19 protein-coding genes and 1 pseudogene are annotated in these 16667 nt (G+C 72.8%); 11 read left to right on the top strand and 9 right to left on the bottom strand.

The window, feature by feature from the left end; all coding sequences use genetic code 11:
* Positions 1–301: 301 nt before the first annotated feature.
* On the bottom strand, positions 302–667 hold the full coding sequence (locus ACN6LD_RS39490) for a nuclear transport factor 2 family protein (RefSeq protein ID WP_057577438.1): 366 nt from the start codon (positions 665–667) through the stop codon (positions 302–304).
* 170 nt (positions 668–837) lie between these two features.
* On the opposite strand from ACN6LD_RS39490, the gene ACN6LD_RS39485 reads away from it, so the two are divergent.
* Positions 838–1137, top strand: coding sequence for a hypothetical protein (locus tag ACN6LD_RS39485; RefSeq protein WP_319190176.1), 300 nt, complete (start codon positions 838–840; stop codon positions 1135–1137).
* Positions 1138–1162: 25 nt separating this feature from the next.
* On the opposite strand, the gene ACN6LD_RS39480 is transcribed toward ACN6LD_RS39485, so the two are convergent.
* A complete protein-coding gene (locus ACN6LD_RS39480) occupies positions 1163–2917 on the bottom strand; it encodes an ABC transporter ATP-binding protein (protein ID WP_415924877.1) in 1755 nt (584 codons plus the stop codon).
* Positions 2918–3106: 189 nt separating this feature from the next.
* Between ACN6LD_RS39480 and ACN6LD_RS39475 the strand changes: the two genes are divergently transcribed.
* The 4 genes from ACN6LD_RS39475 (at position 3107) to ACN6LD_RS39460 (ending at position 6258) form a co-directional block, all read left to right on the top strand.
* Positions 3107–4192, top strand: coding sequence for an S-(hydroxymethyl)mycothiol dehydrogenase (locus ACN6LD_RS39475; RefSeq protein WP_445045661.1), 1086 nt, complete (start codon positions 3107–3109; stop codon positions 4190–4192).
* A complete protein-coding gene (locus ACN6LD_RS39470; RefSeq protein ID WP_319190171.1) occupies positions 4192–4821 on the top strand; it encodes an MBL fold metallo-hydrolase in 630 nt (209 codons plus the stop codon). Before ACN6LD_RS39475 ends, ACN6LD_RS39470 begins: the two co-directional genes overlap by 1 nt.
* Before the next feature lie 48 nt (positions 4822–4869).
* Positions 4870–5244, top strand: a complete 375-nt coding sequence (locus ACN6LD_RS39465; RefSeq protein WP_319190169.1) for a DUF4180 domain-containing protein — start codon at positions 4870–4872, stop codon at positions 5242–5244.
* A 99-nt stretch (positions 5245–5343) separates the two neighbouring features.
* Complete coding sequence (locus ACN6LD_RS39460; protein WP_445045660.1) at positions 5344–6258, top strand: SDR family oxidoreductase; 915 nt, start codon at positions 5344–5346, stop codon at positions 6256–6258.
* A gap of 4 nt (positions 6259–6262) precedes the next feature.
* On the opposite strand, the gene ACN6LD_RS39455 is transcribed toward ACN6LD_RS39460, so the two are convergent.
* Complete coding sequence (locus ACN6LD_RS39455) at positions 6263–6802, bottom strand: hypothetical protein (protein WP_445045659.1); 540 nt, start codon at positions 6800–6802, stop codon at positions 6263–6265.
* A gap of 183 nt (positions 6803–6985) precedes the next feature.
* Between ACN6LD_RS39455 and ACN6LD_RS39450 the strand changes: the two genes are divergently transcribed.
* Both ACN6LD_RS39450 and ACN6LD_RS39445 read left to right on the top strand, forming a co-directional pair.
* A complete protein-coding gene (locus ACN6LD_RS39450; RefSeq protein WP_319190165.1) occupies positions 6986–7681 on the top strand; it encodes a L,D-transpeptidase family protein in 696 nt (231 codons plus the stop codon).
* 231 nt (positions 7682–7912) lie between these two features.
* Positions 7913–8083 carry a hypothetical protein gene (locus ACN6LD_RS39445; RefSeq protein WP_107105174.1) on the top strand — a complete coding sequence of 57 codons (171 nt, stop codon included), beginning with the start codon at positions 7913–7915 and terminating at the stop codon, positions 8081–8083.
* Positions 8084–8259: 176 nt separating this feature from the next.
* Here ACN6LD_RS39445 and ACN6LD_RS39440 read toward each other — a convergent pair whose 3' ends face one another.
* A complete protein-coding gene (locus ACN6LD_RS39440; RefSeq protein WP_319190163.1) occupies positions 8260–9657 on the bottom strand; it encodes a S1 family peptidase in 1398 nt (465 codons plus the stop codon).
* 119 nt (positions 9658–9776) lie between these two features.
* Positions 9777–10817, bottom strand: coding sequence for a hypothetical protein (locus tag ACN6LD_RS39435; RefSeq protein ID WP_319190161.1), 1041 nt, complete (start codon positions 10815–10817; stop codon positions 9777–9779).
* Positions 10818–10841: 24 nt separating this feature from the next.
* Between ACN6LD_RS39435 and ACN6LD_RS39430 the strand changes: the two genes are divergently transcribed.
* Together ACN6LD_RS39430 and ACN6LD_RS39425 are read left to right on the top strand one after the other, a co-directional pair.
* Positions 10842–12020 carry a MalY/PatB family protein gene (locus ACN6LD_RS39430; RefSeq protein ID WP_445045658.1) on the top strand — a complete coding sequence of 393 codons (1179 nt, stop codon included), beginning with the start codon at positions 10842–10844 and terminating at the stop codon, positions 12018–12020.
* A gap of 83 nt (positions 12021–12103) precedes the next feature.
* Complete coding sequence (locus tag ACN6LD_RS39425) at positions 12104–12484, top strand: PPOX class F420-dependent oxidoreductase (protein WP_319190158.1); 381 nt, start codon at positions 12104–12106, stop codon at positions 12482–12484.
* Between the two features lie 58 nt (positions 12485–12542).
* Here the strand turns inward: ACN6LD_RS39425 and ACN6LD_RS39420 are convergent, their stop codons facing one another.
* The 4 genes from ACN6LD_RS39420 to ACN6LD_RS39405 form a co-directional block, all read right to left on the bottom strand.
* Positions 12543–12932: a hypothetical protein gene (locus ACN6LD_RS39420; RefSeq protein WP_445045657.1), complete on the bottom strand. Its 390-nt coding sequence runs from the start codon at positions 12930–12932 to the stop codon at positions 12543–12545.
* A 50-nt stretch (positions 12933–12982) separates the two neighbouring features.
* On the bottom strand, positions 12983–13396 hold the full coding sequence (locus tag ACN6LD_RS39415) for a Zn-ribbon domain-containing OB-fold protein (RefSeq protein ID WP_319190154.1): 414 nt from the start codon (positions 13394–13396) through the stop codon (positions 12983–12985).
* A gap of 135 nt (positions 13397–13531) precedes the next feature.
* On the bottom strand, positions 13532–14245 hold the full coding sequence (locus tag ACN6LD_RS39410; protein ID WP_445045662.1) for a TetR family transcriptional regulator: 714 nt from the start codon (positions 14243–14245) through the stop codon (positions 13532–13534).
* Positions 14246–14361: 116 nt separating this feature from the next.
* Positions 14362–15210, bottom strand: a complete 849-nt coding sequence (locus ACN6LD_RS39405) for a bifunctional methylenetetrahydrofolate dehydrogenase/methenyltetrahydrofolate cyclohydrolase (RefSeq protein ID WP_319198459.1) — start codon at positions 15208–15210, stop codon at positions 14362–14364.
* A 168-nt stretch (positions 15211–15378) separates the two neighbouring features.
* Here ACN6LD_RS39405 and ACN6LD_RS39400 point away from each other — a divergent pair, with 168 nt between their 5' ends.
* Together ACN6LD_RS39400 and ACN6LD_RS39395 are read left to right on the top strand one after the other, a co-directional pair.
* Positions 15379–16206, top strand: coding sequence for a hypothetical protein (locus ACN6LD_RS39400; protein ID WP_445045656.1), 828 nt, complete (start codon positions 15379–15381; stop codon positions 16204–16206).
* Positions 16207–16321: 115 nt separating this feature from the next.
* A pseudogene (locus ACN6LD_RS39395) lies at positions 16322–16667 on the top strand (peptidoglycan-binding protein); the annotation flags it as partial.

Below are 16667 nucleotides of genomic sequence, written 5' to 3'. Positions count from 1 at the left end.
GTCGCGTCAGGACGCCTCACCCGTCGGACCCGCCTCAGGCCCGGGCGGGACCACACCCGCCCCACCGTCGTTCACCGGCGTCGGCCGTGGCGCCGGCGGACCGTGGCGGGCGCCGGCGGGAGCGGGCGCCGGCGGGCCGCCCCCAGGGCCGTCCGCAGCAGGGCGACGGTCGCACGCCGGCCGACCGCGATGACCGGGCCCGAGAGCGCGGGCCGCGACGCACGCGACCGGCCCAGCCCCGCACGGACCGAAAAGGTCCAGGTCAGCCGTGAGGTGACCTGGACCCCGGCGGTCTTCCTCCCTACTCGTCCCATGCCTGGATCATCGTCTGCTCGACGATCTTGCCGTCGCGCAGGGTGATCATCGACTCGGCGAGCACGCGCACGCCGTCCGGGTACCGGCACGACTCGCTGTAGGCCGCACGGTCGCCCTGGACGATGCACTCCTCCAGCTTGTGGGTCATGTCCCGGCTGTAGACGTCGTCCAGCAGCTGGGCGATCTCGTCCCTGCCGTGCAGCACACGGGGCTTGCTCGGCTGGGTGTTGTGGTCGACGAGCCGCAGTTCGGCGTCGTCGGCGTAGAGCGACAGAAGTGTCGCCGCGGTCTGTCCTTCAATGCCCTGGCGCAGCGCCTCGGTGTCGAAGGCGGAGCCTGCCGCGGTGCCCATGGTGACCTCCTCGGAGGGCAGCGGCCGAGGGGAGAGGCGCCGCCGGGCCCTCACCTTCGAGACTCCTCCGCCGAGCCCGGCTCGGCAAGCGCAGCGGCCGCGCTCCACCTGTCGGGTGAGCGCGACCGTCCGCCCGTGTCCGCCGGACCGGTCGCGGCGTTGCTGAGGGCATGATCTCCACTCGACGCATCGCCGCTCTCGCCGTCCTCGCCGCCGGGGTCACGGGCCTCGCGGCGCCCATGGCGAACGCGGCCGACGCCCCGGACGCCGGCCGGATCAACCCGATGACCGCGCTGGACTCGCTCGCGACCTCCCAGATCCCGGAGGAGCACCGCTCCGAACTCCCGCCCGTCTCCCGGCAGCTGCACGAAGTCGGCAAGGTCACCCAGCTCCAGCAGCTGAGCGAGCTGCACCAGATCACCGACCTCGCCGCCCCCGTCACCGGGCTGCTGCCCGCGATCGAGGCCTGAGCGCCCGCCTCTCCCCGCGGCCGGCTCACTCGACCGTCGCGAGGAACTGGGTCGCCGCGAGCTCGGCGTACAGCGGATCGCCCGCCACCAGTTCGCGGTGCGTGCCCACCGCCCGGACCCGGCCCGCGTCCATGACGACGATCCGGTCGGCCATCGTGACCGTCGACAGCCGGTGGGCCACGACGAGGACGGTCGTCGTCCGGGCGACCTCGGCCACGGTGTCGCGCAGCGCGGCCTCGTTCACCGCGTCCAGCTGGGAGGTGGCCTCGTCGAGCAGGAGCAGCCGAGGCCGGCGCAGCAGGGCGCGGGCGATGGCCACCCGCTGGCGCTCACCGCCGGACAGCTTGGTCCCCCGGTGCCCGACCAGGGTCTCGAGCCCCTGCGGCAGCCGGGCGACCAGTTCCTCGAGCCGGGTCGTCTTCAGCACCCCGCGCACCGCGTCCTCGTCCGCCTCCGCGTTGCCCAGCAGCAGGTTGTCGCGGAGCGAACCCGACAGCACGGGCGCGTCCTGCTCGACGTAGCCGATGGCGGAACGCAGCCGCGACAGCTCCCAGTCGGCCACGTCGAGGCCGTCGAGGGCGATCACGCCGGACTCGGGGTCGTAGAACCGCTCGATGAGCGAGAACACCGTGGTCTTGCCCGCGCCCGACGGTCCGACGAACGCGGTCATGCCCCGGGCCGGCACCGCGAACGACACCCCGTGATGGACGTACGGCAGGTCGTCGGCGTAGCGGAACCGGACGTCGGTGAAGGCGACGGCGGCCGGTTCGGCGGAGGGCGCCGGCAGCGGCACGGGCCCGGACGACGCCGGCTCGGCGGGCAGCCGCAGGGCCTCCTGTATCCGGCTCAGCGCTGCGGAACCCGTCTGGTACTGCGTGATCGCGCCGACGACCTGCTGGATCGGCGACATCAGGTAGAAGACGTACAGCAGGAACGCCACCAGCGTGCCGATCTGGATCGCGCCGGTCGCGACCCGGGCGCCGCCCACCGCGAGGACGGTGATGAAGGCGGTCTGCATGGCGAGGCCGGCCGTGTTGCCGGCCGCAGCCGACCACTTCGCGGCGCGCACGCTCTGCCGCCAGGACTCCTCGGCGGCCGCGTGCAGCGTCGCCTCCTCGCGGGCCTCGGCTCCCGAGGCCTTCACGGTGCGCAGCGCGCCGAGGACCCGCTCCAGCGAGGCCCCCATCACGCCCACCGCGTCCTGGGCCCGGCGGCTGGCCCGGTTGATGCGGGGCACGATCACACCGAGAACCGTGCCCGCGCACAGGATCACGGCCAGCGTGACGCCCAGCAGCACCGGGTCCACCAGAGCCATCATCACGACGGTGGCGACCAGCGTGAGCCCGCCGGTGCCGAGGCCCACCAGCGAGTCCGTGGTGACCTCCCGCAGCAGGGTCGTGTCGGAGGTGATGCGGGCCATCAGGTCGCCGGGCTCGGTGCGGTCCACGGCCGTGACGCGCAGCCGCAGCAGATACGAGGACAGCGCCCGCCGCGCGCCGAGCACCACCGACTCCGCCGTGCGCTGCAGGACATACGAACCCAGCGCGCCCACCACGGAGTTGGCGACGACCAATGCCGTCAGGGCGAGCAACGCGCCCGATATCGCGCGGTCGTGGCCGAGGTCGTCGATCAGGTTCCGTGCCACCAGCGGCAGCAGCAGTCCGGTGGCTCCGGTGACGAGCGAGAGGGTCGCCCCCGCGAGCAGGGTCCGGCGATGCGGGCGCACGTAGTCGAGCAGCAGGCGCCACGTGGGTCGGTCGTCGTCGGCCGCCTGGGCGATGGTCACGGGGCTCCTCGGGGCTCGGTCGGAGCCCTCAGGCTACGTCGGCCGGCGGGGCGGACGGCCGGGAAAGGGCGTGTTCAGGACGTCGGACGCGGCCCGCGCGGTGCCGGCGTCCGTGCTCCGCGGCGATCAGTCGAGCGTAGGGTCGGCACAGGGACGGATGACCGCCGACGAAAGGGCAGCGCCATGCCGCAGGAAGTACGCGGAGTGATCGCACCGGGCCGGGACGAGCCGGTGCGGGTGGAGACGATCGTGATCCCGGATCCGGGTCCGGGCGAGGCGGTGGTGCAGATCCAGGCCTGCGGGGTCTGCCACACCGATCTGCACTACAAGCAGGGCGGGATCAACGACGAGTTCCCCTTCCTGCTCGGGCACGAGGCCGCGGGCGTGGTCGAGTCCGTCGGCGAGGGCGTCACGGACGTCGCGCCGGGCGACTTCGTGATCCTGAACTGGCGGGCGGTGTGCGGCCAGTGCCGGGCCTGCCTGCGGGGCAGGCCGTGGTACTGCTTCGACACCCACAACGCGACACAGCGGATGACCCTGCTGGACGGCACGGAGCTGTCGCCGGCCCTCGGGATCGGCGCCTTCGCGGAGAAGACGCTGGTGGCGGCCGGCCAGTGCACCAAGGTGGACGCCTCGGTGTCGGCGTCCGTGGCGGGGCTGCTCGGGTGCGGGGTGATGGCGGGCATCGGCGCCGCGATCAACACCGGCAACGTCGGGCGCGGCGACAGCGTGGCCGTCATCGGCTGCGGCGGTGTCGGCGACGCGGCGGTCGCCGGGTCGCGGCTGGCCGGTGCGGCGAAGATCATCGCTGTGGACATCGACGACCGCAAGCTGGCCAAGGCCCGCGAGATGGGCGCCACGCACACCGTGAACTCCAAGGAGAGCGACCCGGTCGAGGCGATCCGGGAGCTGACCGGCGGCTTCGGCGCCGACGTCGTCATCGAGGCGGTCGGCCGCCCGGAGACGTACCGTCAGGCCTTCTACGCCCGCGATCTCGCCGGCACGGTCGTCCTCGTCGGCGTCCCCACACCCGAGATGAAGCTCGAACTCCCGCTGCTGGACGTGTTCGGCCGCGGCGGGGCGCTGAAGTCGTCCTGGTACGGAGACTGTCTGCCCTCACGTGACTTCCCGATGCTGATCGACCTGCATCTGCAGGGCCGCCTGGACCTGGGCGCGTTCGTCACCGAGACCATCCGGCTGGACGAGGTGGAGAAGGCGTTCGAGCGGATGCACCACGGGGGCGTCCTGCGTTCGGTGGTGGTGCTGTGATGGCCGCGCGCATCGAACGCCTCGTCACCTCCGGCCAGTTCAGCCTGGACGGCGGCACCTGGGACGTCGACAACAACGTGTGGATCGTCGGCGACGACCACGAGGCGATCGTCATCGACGCGGCGCACGACGCCGACGCGATCCTCGCCGCCCTCGGCGGGCGACGGCTGACGGGCATCGTGTGCACCCACGCCCACAACGACCACGTCTCCGCCGCGCCCGCCCTCGCCGACGCGACCGGCGCCACGATCTGGCTGCACCCCGACGACCTGCCGCTGTGGAAGCTCACCCACCCGGACCGCGAACCGGACGCCCACCTGGTCGACGGCCAGGTCATCGAGGCGGCCGGCGCCGACCTCACCGTGCTGCACACCCCTGGGCACGCACCGGGCGCGGTCTGCCTCCACGAGCCCGGACTGGGCGTGCTGTTCACCGGCGACACCCTCTTCCAGGGCGGTCCCGGCGCCACCGGCCGTTCCTACAGCCACTTCCCGACGATCATCGCCTCCATCAGGGACCGGCTGCTCGCTCTCCCGCCCGAGACGAAGGTGCTGACCGGGCACGGCGACGCGACCACCATCGGCGCCGAGGCGCCCCACCTCCAGGAGTGGATCGCCCGGGGCCACTGACGCGAAAAGAACCGGTGCAGCATGCCGGACGGCCGTAGTCTCACCGGTATGACCGGCACCCTCCTGAACCTGCACGGCACCCGCGTCCTGCGGTGCGCCCCCGACGGCCCACCGCTCGACGGGGAGCGCGCCGCACTCGACCTGATCGGCGACGCGTTCGGCCAGGACGCCCAGCTCGTGGCCGTGCCCGCGGAACGGATCGGGGACGACTTCTTCCGGCTGCGGTCCGGGGTCGCCGGCGCGGTCGTGCAGAAGTTCGTGAACTACCGGATACGGCTGGCCGTCGTCGGAGACGTCTCCCGGCAGCTCGCCGAGAGCTCCGCGCTGCGGGACTTCGTACGGGAGGCGAACCGCGGCAGCCAGCTGTGGTTCCTGGCGGACGACGACGCACTGGACGAGCGGCTGAGCCCGGCCACCGGCTGAGCCCGGCCGGGTGAGGTCTGCCGAAAGGCGACAGCAGACGTCCGGATTTCCCGGAATCCTCGCAGTGACACCCCACACCGAGGAGCCGGGAGGCAGAACATGTCAGGACCGTTGGAGGGCCGGGTCGCCCTGGTCGCGGGAGCGACCCGGGGCGCCGGACGCGGTATCGCGGTGGAGCTCGGCGCGGCAGGGGCCACCGTCTACGTGACCGGGCGCACCACCCGCGACCGGCGCTCCGAGTACGACCGCCCCGAGACCGTCGAGGACACCGCCGACCTGGTCACCGAGGCCGGCGGCCGGGGCGTCGCCGTGCCCACCGATCACCTCGACCCGGCGCAGGTGCGGGCCCTCGTCGCGCGGATCGCGGACGAGCAGGGCCGCCTCGACGTCCTGGTCAACGACATCTGGGGCGGCGAGAAGCTCTTCGAATGGGACACCCCCGTCTGGGAGCACGACCTCGACAAGGGACTGCGGCTGCTGCGGCTGGCCGTCGAGACCCACGCCGTCACCAGCCACCACGCCCTGCCGCTCCTGCTGCGCACGCCGGGCGGACTGGTCGTCGAGATGACCGACGGCACCGCCGAGTACAACCGCGACACCTACCGCGTGAACTTCTTCTACGACCTCGCCAAGGCCTCCGTCCTGCGCATGGCCTTCGCTCTGGCCCACGAGATCGGGCCCCGGGGGGCCGCCGCCGTGGCGCTCACCCCCGGCTGGCTGCGCTCGGAGCTGATGCTCGAGCAGTTCGGCGTCCGCGAGGACAACTGGCGCGACGCCCTCGACCGGGTTCCGCACTTCGCCATCTCGGAGACCCCCCGCTACGTCGGCCGGGCCGTCGCCGCGCTCGCCGCCGACCCGGACGTCGCCCGCCGCAACGGACAGTCGCTGTCCAGCGGCGGCCTCGCCCCGGAGTACGGCTTCACCGACCTCGACGGGAGCCGTCCGGACGCCTGGCGCTATCTCGTCGAGGTGCAGGACGCGGGGAAGCCGGCCGACACGACCGGCTACCGCTGAGCGGTCACGCCGCCGGCGGCACCGGCATCGTCGGCCAGCGCGCCGGGTGACCCGGCGGCAGGTCGAGGTCCTCGCGCACGGCCGAGTAGTAGCCCTCGCGGCCGGCGCGCTGCCGCTCCAGCAGCGCCTGCCAGGCCTGCGGATCGCGTGTTCCCTCGCGCAGGAAGCCCTCCATGTCCATCACCACGGTCACCCACGTCCGCGCCCGCTCCACCACGTCGCGGCTGCCCAGCATGACCAGCGCCTCCCCGGCCGGATCACGTCCGTCGGTGGCCTGCGCCAGCTGCGGCTCGGCCTCCTGCGGGGACAGCGGGTAGGGGTGCGGGTCGTTGCCCAGGTGCGAGGCGACGCGGTACATCAGGTTCACCGACTTCTTCACCGCCCGCGCGTACTCGGCGTACACCGACAGCCGCCGCTCCTCCCACCGCGCCGACCGCTCGCGAGCGAACCTGGCCCGGTCGCTGCGCACGAGGGCGAGATACGAGCCGAGGGCGCCGACGACGACGCCCAGGAGGGCGGGAAGCTGCTGGAGGAACGCGGACATATCCGCACGAAGCCCCTTCTGGTGACACGGTGACGCTCAACGGACCGTCAGATCATTTCACTTCATCTGACGGTCCGGAAGTTCACTGTTTCGTCACAGACCGCCGCCTACCACAACCATGGCGCCCGCCGTCCGGTCTACGTTGACGAAATCGCGAGAACAGTGTCAGGGAGAGGGCGGGTCATGGGGGACATACGCAGACGAGGGGCGGTCGTGCTCGGGATCACCGGGCTGGTCGCGCCGCTGACGCTGGCGTTGGGCGCGGCGCCGGCCCAGGCCGCGGGTTGCACGACGTCGGCCGGGCCGTACCAGAAGCAGGTGGAGAAGTTCCTCGGCCGGCCCGTCGACGGCAAGCAGTCGGGCGCCGACTGTTCGGCGATCCGCGCGTTCCAGAACAAGCACGGCATCACGCCGAACATCGGCTACGCCGGGCCCGTCACCTGGGGCGTGATGGACCTGATGAACAAGCAGAAGGCGGTCGGCAACAAGCCCAACAAGGCGGGCAAGTGCCCCACCAACAAGGGCCGCATCGCCTGCGTCAACCTCACCCTCCAGATCAGCTGGATCCAGGACGGCAGCCGTCTGGTCTACGGCCCGGTGCCCGTGCGTACCGGCCGCGACGGCTACGAGACCCGCACGGGTCTGAAGAAGATCTACTGGCGGCACATCGACCACGTGTCGACCATCTACAACGTGCCCATGCCCTACAGCCAGTTCTTCGACGGCGGCCAGGCGTTCCACTCGGTCGGCGTCAGCATGTGGAACCCGCCGGGCTCGCACGGCTGCGTCAACATGACGAACACGACCGCCAAGAAGTACTGGTCGCTGCTCAAGAACGGCGACGACGTCTTCGTGTACGGACGCAAGCCGGGCACGTGAGCCGTGGGGCCGTGCCGCGTCACGCGGTACGGCCTCGGCGCGGCCTCGTGCCGGTGATCCGGATGGGGCCCCGATCCCGATCCGGATGCGGTGCCGGTGCCCGGCTCAGCGCAGGGCTGAACTGTGCCGCGGGGGTTGACAGACGGACGTGATCAGCAACACGTCCGATATGTCTGATTTATTCGTGATGACTCACGTGGCCTTCACCTCGGACGCCGTAAGATTCACCACATGTCCACCACTGTTGGAACCCTCACCGAGCGATCGGCCGCGGAGGTCAACGAGGAGATCAGGGCCCTGTGGCTCCGGTCCGGCGGGACACTGAGCGTCGAGCAGCGTGAGGAGTACCAGCGGCTCGTCCTCGAGTGGGCCGCCGCACCGCAGCCCGTCGAGGCGGCCTGACCGCCTCCCGACCACGGGGCCGCTCCGCCCCGGCGCCTGCGCCCCCCGACGCATCGTCGGTCTTCGCCCACCGGCCTCGCCCTCGTCTCACGGTCTCATCGCCCCCCGGCTCCGGACTTCGTCCGAACCGGGGGGCTCCGCCGTGTCCGGCGCGAGCCCCCCGGCGCTAGGCCGGCTCAGCCCCAGGTCGCCGAGTAGTACCGCTGATAGGCCTTGCGGTCCTGTTCGGCGCGGATGTACCGGGTCGCGACCAGAGCGACCATGCTGCCCGCCAGGACCAGCAGACCGGGACCGATGTTCTTCGGATCGGTGAGCCGGGAGGCGAGGGTCGCGCTGTCGCCGACACCGGTCACCGGGGCGGTCGAGCCCGGCGAGGCCGATCCCGGGGAGACCGCCGCCTGGGTGTTGGTGGCGGCCGGCGCGGGCTCGGCCGACGAGGTGGCCGTGCCGCCCTGGGCGTTGTCGGACGGCGCCGCCACGATCAGCTGGACGCCCAGCTGGGCCAAGGCGCTGTTCACCGGCTGGAAGAACGTGGTGCCGCCGGTCTTGCAGTCGCCGCTGCCGCCCGAGGTGATGCCGAGGGCGATGCCCTCGGAGAACATGGGGCCGCCGCTGTCGCCGGGCTCGGCGCACACGGTCGTCTCGATGAGTCCGCCGACCGTGCCCTCCGGGTAGTTCACCGTGGCGTCCAGGCCGGTCACCTCGCCGTCGCGCAGCCCGCTGGTGCTGCCGCTGCGGAACACCCGCTGGCCCACGGCCGCGTCGGCGGTGCCCGTGATCCGCACCCCGTTGCCGTTGCCGATGGCGACGACGTCGGCGCTCGCCCCCGCCTTGCCGCTCGCGTACTGCACCAGGGAGAAGTCGTTGCCGGGGAAAGTGGAGTTGACCGTCTGGCCCACCTGCTGCTTGGCCTGGTTGTCGGCGAACCAGGTCGACCCGGTGGGCCCGCAGTGCCCGGCGGTGAGGATGAAGTCGCTGCTCCCGTTGGTCACGTTGAAGCCGGCCGAACAGCGCCCGCCGGTCGAAAGGATGGGCTGTGCCCCGTTGATCCGGGTGGTGAACGTGCCGGTGGTGCGCTCCATGCGGACGAAGCTGCCGATACCGCCGGCCGTGCGCGTCAGCTTCGACCAGTCCGAGGACGACACGGTGCTGTCGCCCTGCACGACGATCTGGTTGGACCGGTAGTCCATCACCCATGCGGTGCCGGCCACCCGCGGAGCGGAACGCAGCGCCGCCGTGGCCGACTTGAGCTCGTTCATGCTGTGCGACACGACCTTGGCCACGGCGCCCGTCGCCCGCACGGCCTCGGCCGTCTTCTCGTCGGTGACGCCGACGACCGGCCGCCCCTCGGAGTCGAGCCAGGTGCCGGCGGTGCGCGCGGTGCCGAACTTCTCGACGAGCGCCGCTCCCGGGTTCGTGACGACCGACTCCGCCGCGCTGCGCGGAACGGCCGCAGTGCCGGGCGGCTCGCTCGCCATGGCGGCCTGCGTGACCATGGCTCCTCCCAGGAGAAGTCCGCCGACCGCCGCCAGCCGTGTCACTCGCCGGACGGTCCGTCGTCGTACGTGCCTCATGCCTGGCTCCCGAAACCCTGAACGCGCGGACTCAACACCGCGGGGCCCTCCGGTCGTTGAGCACCCTCACCTCCATACGCGCGGGAGCCCGGGAGCGTTCAGCCGCCGACCGCCCGAAGTCAGCGCCGGACGCGGGAGTCGACCGGAGAGGACGGTTCTCCCGTCTCCCGCGCGGGCCCCAGCCGTGCCCAGCTCCGCTCGTCCCCCCACACGGCCGCCGCGCCGGTGTACGGGCGCAGCAGCGCGGAGAGCGCCGGGTCGCCCCGGCCGTTGAGCTCGTCCGAGGCGATGCGGCGGGCGATGCCCGCCAGGAAGTCGGCGAGCTGGACGCGGGCGTCCAACCGCGAGACGACCAGGCGGAGCCCCGCGAGCCGGATGCCGCGTCGTCGCGCCTCGCCCTCGATCCAGGCGATCCGCTCCGGGGTGAGCATGTTCTGGCGGTCGTGCGCCAGCCGCACCGGACGCCCGCCGTCACTCCAGTGGGCCGCGGTGTGCAGGATCGAGGGGAGCAGCGGATTGAGGACCGGGGCGAGCACGAACGGCCCGTCCTGGATCACGGCGCGATAGGAAAGGGCGCGCTGGCGCTCCTCCGCGATCCGCGCGAGAAGGTCCGTCGCCGGGGTCCCCGGATACCGGCGACGCAGGACGTCGACCACGTCGAAGAAGCGCGGCACGGGCGCGTCCCGCACGTCGTCGTGGCGCACCCACAGCAGCTGGTTCGCCGCTTCCAGGAAGGTCGTCCATTCCTCTTCGGTGAACGTCCGCCGTCCTTCCCCGAAGAGGGCGACGGCCGCCCCGGGATCGTCCAGCAGCAGGTCGACGGCCCGGTCCACGATGTAGAAGGGCTTCTCCACCAGATGCACATGGGCCCGCCCGTGCAGCGGGCCCGACGGGGAGAGCAGCCATTCCAGGACGGCCCGGTGTTTCTCCCGCAGCAGATGGTTCGCCTTGTACTCCTCGGCGGGCGAACGGATCCGGTTCCGGATCTCCTGTACGTGCCCGGCGGCGGATTCGGCCGACAGCAGCACACTGGCGTGGGCGAACACATCCGTGTTGCCGCCGGTGAGGTTCTCGCCGTCCGAGCCCGATTCGTCGCAGGCGATCTCCCGGATGCCCGCGGCGTCCGCCGCGACCGTCCCGTTCACGTGATCCCAGGTCACACCACGGCCCCCTATCTTGTGCCCATGACCAGCATCCCGCACGAGACGCCAGGTGAACCGAATCCGCTGAACGGCCTCACGCTCGATCTGCTGCGCCGCCGCACGAGCATGAAGTGGCGGACCCATCCGGCCGACGTCCTTCCGCTGTGGGTCGCCGAGATGGACGTGCCGCTCGCCGAGCCGATCGTCCAGGCGGTGACGCGGGCCCTCGCACTCGGCGACACCGGCTATCCGTCGGGCACGGCCTACGCACAGGCGCTGGCCGAGTTCGCCGCCCGACGGTGGGGCTGGGACGGGCTCGCGGTCGAGCGGACGGCGATCGTGCCCGACGTGATGCTGGGCGTCGTCGAGATGCTGAAGCTGGTCACCGCCCCCGGCGACGCCGTGGTGGTCAACCCTCCGGTGTATCCGCCGTTCTTCGCTTTCGTCGCGCACATGGACCGGCGCATCGCCGAGGCGCCCCTCGGCGCGGACGGCCGGCTCGACCTCGACGTGCTGGAGCAGGCCTACCGGCGGGCCGTCGAGGGCGGCGGGCGCGCCGCCCATCTGCTGTGCAGCCCGCACAACCCGACCGGCACCGTGCACACCGCCCGGGAACTGGCCGCCGTCGCCGCGCTCGCCGACCGGTACGGCGTGCGGGTGGTCGCCGACGAGATCCACGCACCGCTCGCCGCCCCGGACGGCGACTTCGTGCCCTATCTGGCCGTCCCGGGCGCACAGAGCGGGCTGTCGCTGATGTCGGCCTCCAAGGGCTGGAACCTGGCCGGGCTCAAGGCGGCCCTGGCGATCGCGGGCCCCGACGCGGCGGCCGACCTCGCCCGGATGCCCGAGGAGGTCGGCCACGGGCCGAGTCATGTCGGCGTCCTCGCGCACACCGCCGCCCTGTCCGAGGGCACGGCCTGGCTGGACGCCCTGCTCGCCGGCCTCGACGACAACCGCCGTCTGCTCGCCGCTCTGCTCGCCGAGCACCTGCCCGGCGTCGGGTACCGGCCCGCTGGGGCGACCTACCTGGCCTGGCTCGACTGCCGGGCCCTGGACCTCGGGGACGATCCCGCCGCGGTTTTCCTGGAGCGCGGCCGGGTGGCTCTCAGCCCCGGACCGGACTTCGGCACGGGCGGAGCGGGGCACGTCCGGCTGAATCTGGCCACCTCGCCGGAGATCCTCACCGCAGCGGTGCGGCGGATGGCCGCCGCCGTTCGCTGAGGCCGTCCGCCTCGGCCCGCGGCGGACGGTTACGCGCATACCGGCGAGGTGGTGAAGCGGCTCCGGGTGCCTAGACTGCGGCCATGGACGACGAGTCGCTCGACCGGCTGGCGGCGGGGAAATACCTGCTGATCACCAGCTACCGCAAGAACGGGACGCCGGTCTCCACCCCTGTGTGGGTGGTGCGCGACGGCGACGCGCTCGGGGCCTGGTCGGCCGCCGACGCCTGGAAGGTGAAGCGCATCAGAGCACGCGGGGACGTCCTCGTCGGCCCGTGCGACGTTCGGGGCAACCCGACCGGCGACCAGATCCCGGCCACCGCCGAGATCTGCGACGCGCAGACCACCGCCCGCTATCGCACGCTGCTCGCCCGCAAGTACGGCGTCCTCGGCCGGCTCACCCTGCTGGGCAGCCGGCTGCGCCGGGGGCTGGACGGGACCGTGGGCATCCGCATCACCCTGTGAGCGCCGAAGGGCACGGACCGCCGGACGGTCCGTGGCCCCTCCTGCCGTCGGGGTCGCGCTACGGTGCGTCCACGACCGTTCCGGTCGAATGCGGCGCGTCCGGCATCGGCCCGGTCCAGTCGTCGCTCGTGACGCGCACCGACTCCTGGGGTTCGGCCAGGTCGTCCTTCACCGTCGGGATGCCGAACTCGGCGCTCGTGGCCCCGGCCGGGAACTCCGGACCGGTGTACACGTCCAGCCGCGACAGCGGGAGTTCGGGGTCGGGCTGCTGACCCGAGACGTCCGACAGCCACTGCGGTTCGACGTCCTTGGTGGACAGCTCGGCCCCGTCGGTGACCGGCGTCAACCGCAGCAGGTACCGCAGCGGCGCCTCGGCGGCCCGGGAGAGCGAGACCCGCCAGGTCAGCGTCTCGCCCTCGGCCGCCCGCACGACGGGGGCCAGGGTCACCCGCGGAGCGAACGAAACCGGTCACGGGCGACCGGAGTGAAGTGCGGCGCTCAGTGCCAGGCGCGGTACGGCTCGTCGAGCAGCTGGAAGACCGGCTCCCCGCGCACCGGGTCCTCGGCCGTGGCCAGCCGGACGCGGGCGCCGCTGTGGATGCCGATGAGCGGGCCCATGACCCGGCCGCGCACGACGAACCCCTCGGCCATCTCGACCAGCGACACATTGCGCGCGGCCGGGGTGTTGCGGTGCACGACCGTGGCGTGGCGGACCGTCCCGGCGCCCTCGCTGCGCTCGGTGCGCAGGTCGCTGCCCTGGCACACCGGACACAGCAGGCGGTGGTACATCGTGGTGGCGCACCAGGTGCAGCGCTGGAAGAGGATCGTGTCGCCGTCGGCGCGCGGGCGGTCGAGGAGGCCCGCCGCGGAGCGGACGGTCTGCTGTACGGCGGTTCCTGAGTGGTGGTACACGCGGGTCAACTCCCTGCACTCGGCCGGAATCCACGTGCGCGGTTCACCCGTGCACGCACGTGCCCGGTCGACCGTGCCGCCGTGCACGGCCACAGCGTATGGCACTGAGTGTCACAGGTAAAGGCACTGCGTACCCTAATCTCCCCGGGTCCGGTCCGGCTCGAGCGTCGTCTCGATCTCCCGCACCACACGCCACAGCGGCGTTCCGCGCCGGGCGACCACCACCACGACGTCCTCCGGGTGCTCGGCGGCGGGCGACACCGCCGCGAAGGCGGGGGCGGGTGCGGGGGCCGGGGGAGCGCCGAAGGCCGACTGCACGAACCCGAGGGCGTGGTCCACGGTCGCGGTCGCGTCGCCCCGGCCGTCCGAACGCAGCCAGGAGCGCAGGGCGTTGTTGTGCGCGGCCACCACCGCGGCCGCGATCACGTCGGCGTGCAGGGTGCCGTGCGTCCGGCCGGTGAACCGGCCGCGCAGGTACTCGGCGAGGGCGCGCTCGTAACGCCAGACCACCGAGAGCTCGTACGCGCGCAGCCCCGGGACCTGCTTGGTGAGCCGGTAGCGCTGCACGGAGAACGAGGGGTTCTCCGCGTACATCAGCAGGACGAGCCGGGCGGCGTCGCAGACCCGTCGCACCGGCTCGTGGCGGTCGCCGCTCGCGGCGAGGAAGGCCGTCATGTCGGCCAGGCACCGCTCGTGGTCGGGGAAGACCACGTCCTCCTTGGAGGGGAAGTAGCGGAAGAAGGACCGCCGGCCGACCCCCGCGAGCGCCACGATGTCGTCGACGGTGGTCTGTTCGTAGCCCCGCTCCAGGAACAGCCGGAAGGCCGCCGCGACCAGGGCGTCCCGCATGGGCGGCTTGGCCTGCGCCTTGTCAGTCGCGCTCATGGACGGGAACGTAACACCTGAACCACGCCGATGGCACTCGGTTCCCTCTTACGGGGAACCGAGTGCCGGATCGGTGTCGGTCAGAGCCGCTCCGCAGCCTCGACCACGTTGGTGAGCAGCATCGCCCGCGTCATCGGTCCGACGCCGCCGATGGGCGGCGCGAAGGACCCGGCGACGTCGCTCACGTCCGGGTGGACGTCGCCGAGGATGCCCTCGACCGTGCGCGTGAGGCCCACGGACAGCACGGTCGCACCCGGCTTGATCCAGTCGGGGCGGACCATGTGGGCCACTCCGGCGGCGGCCACCACCACGTCCGCCTCGCGGGCGTGCGCGGCCGTGTCCTGCGTGGCCTCGTGGCACAGGGTCACGGTGGCGTGCTCGGTGGCGCGGGTCAGCATCAGGCCCAGCGGCCGGCCCACGGTGACGCCGCAGCCGATCACGCAGAACTGCTGCCCCGTGATCGCCACGTGGTTGCGGCGCAGCAGGTCGATGATGCCGCGCGGGGTGCAGGGCAGCGGGCCCGGGATGCCCAGCACCAGGCGGCCCAGGTTGGTCGGGTGCAGGCCGTCGGCGTCCTTGACCGGGTCGATCAGCTCCAGCACCGCGTGGGTGTCGATGTGGGCCGGGAGCGGGAGCTGCACGATGAACCCGGTGCACGCCGGATCGGCGTTCAGCCGGAGCACCGCGGCCTCCACGTCGGCCTGGGAGGCGTCGGAGGGCAGCTCCACCCGGATCGAGGCGATGCCGACCTGGGCGCAGTCGCGGTGCTTGCCGCCCACGTAGGAACGGCTGCCCGCGTCGTCGCCGACGAGGATCGTGCCCAGCCCGGGGGTGACCCCGCGTTCCTTCAACGCCTGTACCCGCAGGGCGAGTTCGCTCTTGATGTCGGCCGCGGCGGCCTTGCCGTCGAGAAGTGTTGCGGTGGTCACGGGATCGGCGAGCCCTTCAGGAGAAAGAACGACGGTCCTGTCATCGTACGACCCCTTCGTCCGTCGCCGCCCACGAGTCCCGCCCGCAGCAGCCGTACCGCCAGGTCGGCCGCGCTTTCGCTGACGTAACCTTTGCGCACCGCTCCGCCGCCCACCGGGAGACCTCGCATGCCCGCCGCCCGCCCCCGTCTCCTCTACGTCACCGACCTGGCCTACCCGGCCCGTGGGCGCCGCTACGGCGACGAGGACGTCTTCCTCTCGTCCCGCCTGCGCGCGGACTTCGATCTCGCTCTGTGCCATCCGCTGGACGCGTCGGCGCTGATGCACGCCTTCGACGGCGTCGTCGTCCGCAACAGCGGACCGGTCCTGGGCTACCGGGCGCAGTACGAGGCCTTCCGGGAGCGCGCGCTGCACGACGGCGTGCGCGTCTACAACCCGCTCACCGGCCGCGCCGACATGGCGGGCAAGGAGTATCTCCTCGAGCTGAGCGCCGAGGGCTTCCCGGTGATCCCCACCGTCGACCGCGCCGAGGACCTGCACCGGCTGCCCGAGGCCGAGCGGTACGTCGCCAAGCCCAGGCTCGGCGCCGACTCCACGGGCCTGCGGGTCGTCGCGCCCGACGCCCTGCCAGCCGTCGCCGACGGCTCGCTCCTCCTGCAGCCGTGCGTCGACTTCGTCCACGAGGTCTCCTTCTACTACGTCGACCACGACTTCCAGTACGCCCTGTACGCGCCGCGCCCCGACCGTCGCTGGGAGCTCGAGCCCTACCGGCCCACCGTGCGGGACCTGGAGTTCGCCCACCGCTTCGTCGACTGGAACGGCCTCGCGCACGGCATCCAGCGCGTCGACGCCTGCCGCACCCCGGACGGCGAGCTGCTGCTGATGGAGCTGGAGGACCTCAACCCCTACCTCTCCCTCGACGCCCTCGACGAGGACGCACGGGACGCCTTCGTCGCCGCGACGACCCGCTCGCTGCGCCACTTCCTCGCGCAGTAGCCCCGCCGTCCTCGTGCCGTCGCCCGGTCCGCGGGCCGCGCCGGGCGGGGCGCCGGTGAACCCGGCGGGCCGCGCGCCCGTATCCCTGACGGGGGACCCACGGGAGGGAGACCAGGTGCCGACACCGGAGGAACCCGGACAGCCGCACGACCGCCAGGTCCTGGAGCCCATCCGGGTCCTGCGGCCGCGCAACACCGACGCCCTCGCGGAGCTGTTCCGCGAGATGACCGAGGACCCCGCCGACGGCTACGAGGCCGTTCCGCTGCCGGGGAGGGCGCCGGGCGGCGAGGCCGAGACCCGGGAACTGCCCACGGGGCGGGCCGTCGGCGCGCGAGCCGGGCGCGGCGGCCGGCCGGCCCAGCGAACGGCCCCCGGACGCGCCGGCCGGCCCGGCTCCGGACGGGCCCCCGGACGCGCCGGCCGACCCGGGCCGGGGGGGGGGGGCGGGGCGCCCGGGGTCG

It is taken from the genome of Streptomyces sp. SAS_272 (assembly GCF_052543235.1).
This window is presented reverse-complemented; position numbering and strand designations above follow the sequence as displayed.

What these genes read in the sequence shown, in the direction of transcription:
- ACN6LD_RS39400 (WP_445045656.1), top strand. Translation starts at nt 15,379, where the DNA reads ATGCCCGCCGCCCGCCCCCGTCTCCTCTACGTCACCGACCTGGCCTAC.
- ACN6LD_RS39470 (WP_319190171.1), top strand. Translation starts at nt 4,192, where the DNA reads ATGGCCGCGCGCATCGAACGCCTCGTCACCTCCGGCCAGTTCAGCCTG.
- ACN6LD_RS39425 (WP_319190158.1), top strand. Translation starts at nt 12,104, where the DNA reads ATGGACGACGAGTCGCTCGACCGGCTGGCGGCGGGGAAATACCTGCTG.
- ACN6LD_RS39440 (WP_319190163.1), bottom strand. Translation starts at nt 9,657, where the DNA reads ATGAGGCACGTACGACGACGGACCGTCCGGCGAGTGACACGGCTGGCG.
- ACN6LD_RS39485 (WP_319190176.1), top strand. Translation starts at nt 838, where the DNA reads ATGATCTCCACTCGACGCATCGCCGCTCTCGCCGTCCTCGCCGCCGGG.
- ACN6LD_RS39490 (WP_057577438.1), bottom strand. Translation starts at nt 667, where the DNA reads ATGGGCACCGCGGCAGGCTCCGCCTTCGACACCGAGGCGCTGCGCCAG.
- ACN6LD_RS39460 (WP_445045660.1), top strand. Translation starts at nt 5,344, where the DNA reads ATGTCAGGACCGTTGGAGGGCCGGGTCGCCCTGGTCGCGGGAGCGACC.
- ACN6LD_RS39475 (WP_445045661.1), top strand. Translation starts at nt 3,107, where the DNA reads ATGCCGCAGGAAGTACGCGGAGTGATCGCACCGGGCCGGGACGAGCCG.
- ACN6LD_RS39450 (WP_319190165.1), top strand. Translation starts at nt 6,986, where the DNA reads ATGGGGGACATACGCAGACGAGGGGCGGTCGTGCTCGGGATCACCGGG.
- ACN6LD_RS39445 (WP_107105174.1), top strand. Translation starts at nt 7,913, where the DNA reads ATGTCCACCACTGTTGGAACCCTCACCGAGCGATCGGCCGCGGAGGTC.
- ACN6LD_RS39455 (WP_445045659.1), bottom strand. Translation starts at nt 6,802, where the DNA reads ATGTCCGCGTTCCTCCAGCAGCTTCCCGCCCTCCTGGGCGTCGTCGTC.
- ACN6LD_RS39430 (WP_445045658.1), top strand. Translation starts at nt 10,842, where the DNA reads ATGACCAGCATCCCGCACGAGACGCCAGGTGAACCGAATCCGCTGAAC.
- ACN6LD_RS39410 (WP_445045662.1), bottom strand. Translation starts at nt 14,245, where the DNA reads ATGCGGGACGCCCTGGTCGCGGCGGCCTTCCGGCTGTTCCTGGAGCGG.
- ACN6LD_RS39465 (WP_319190169.1), top strand. Translation starts at nt 4,870, where the DNA reads ATGACCGGCACCCTCCTGAACCTGCACGGCACCCGCGTCCTGCGGTGC.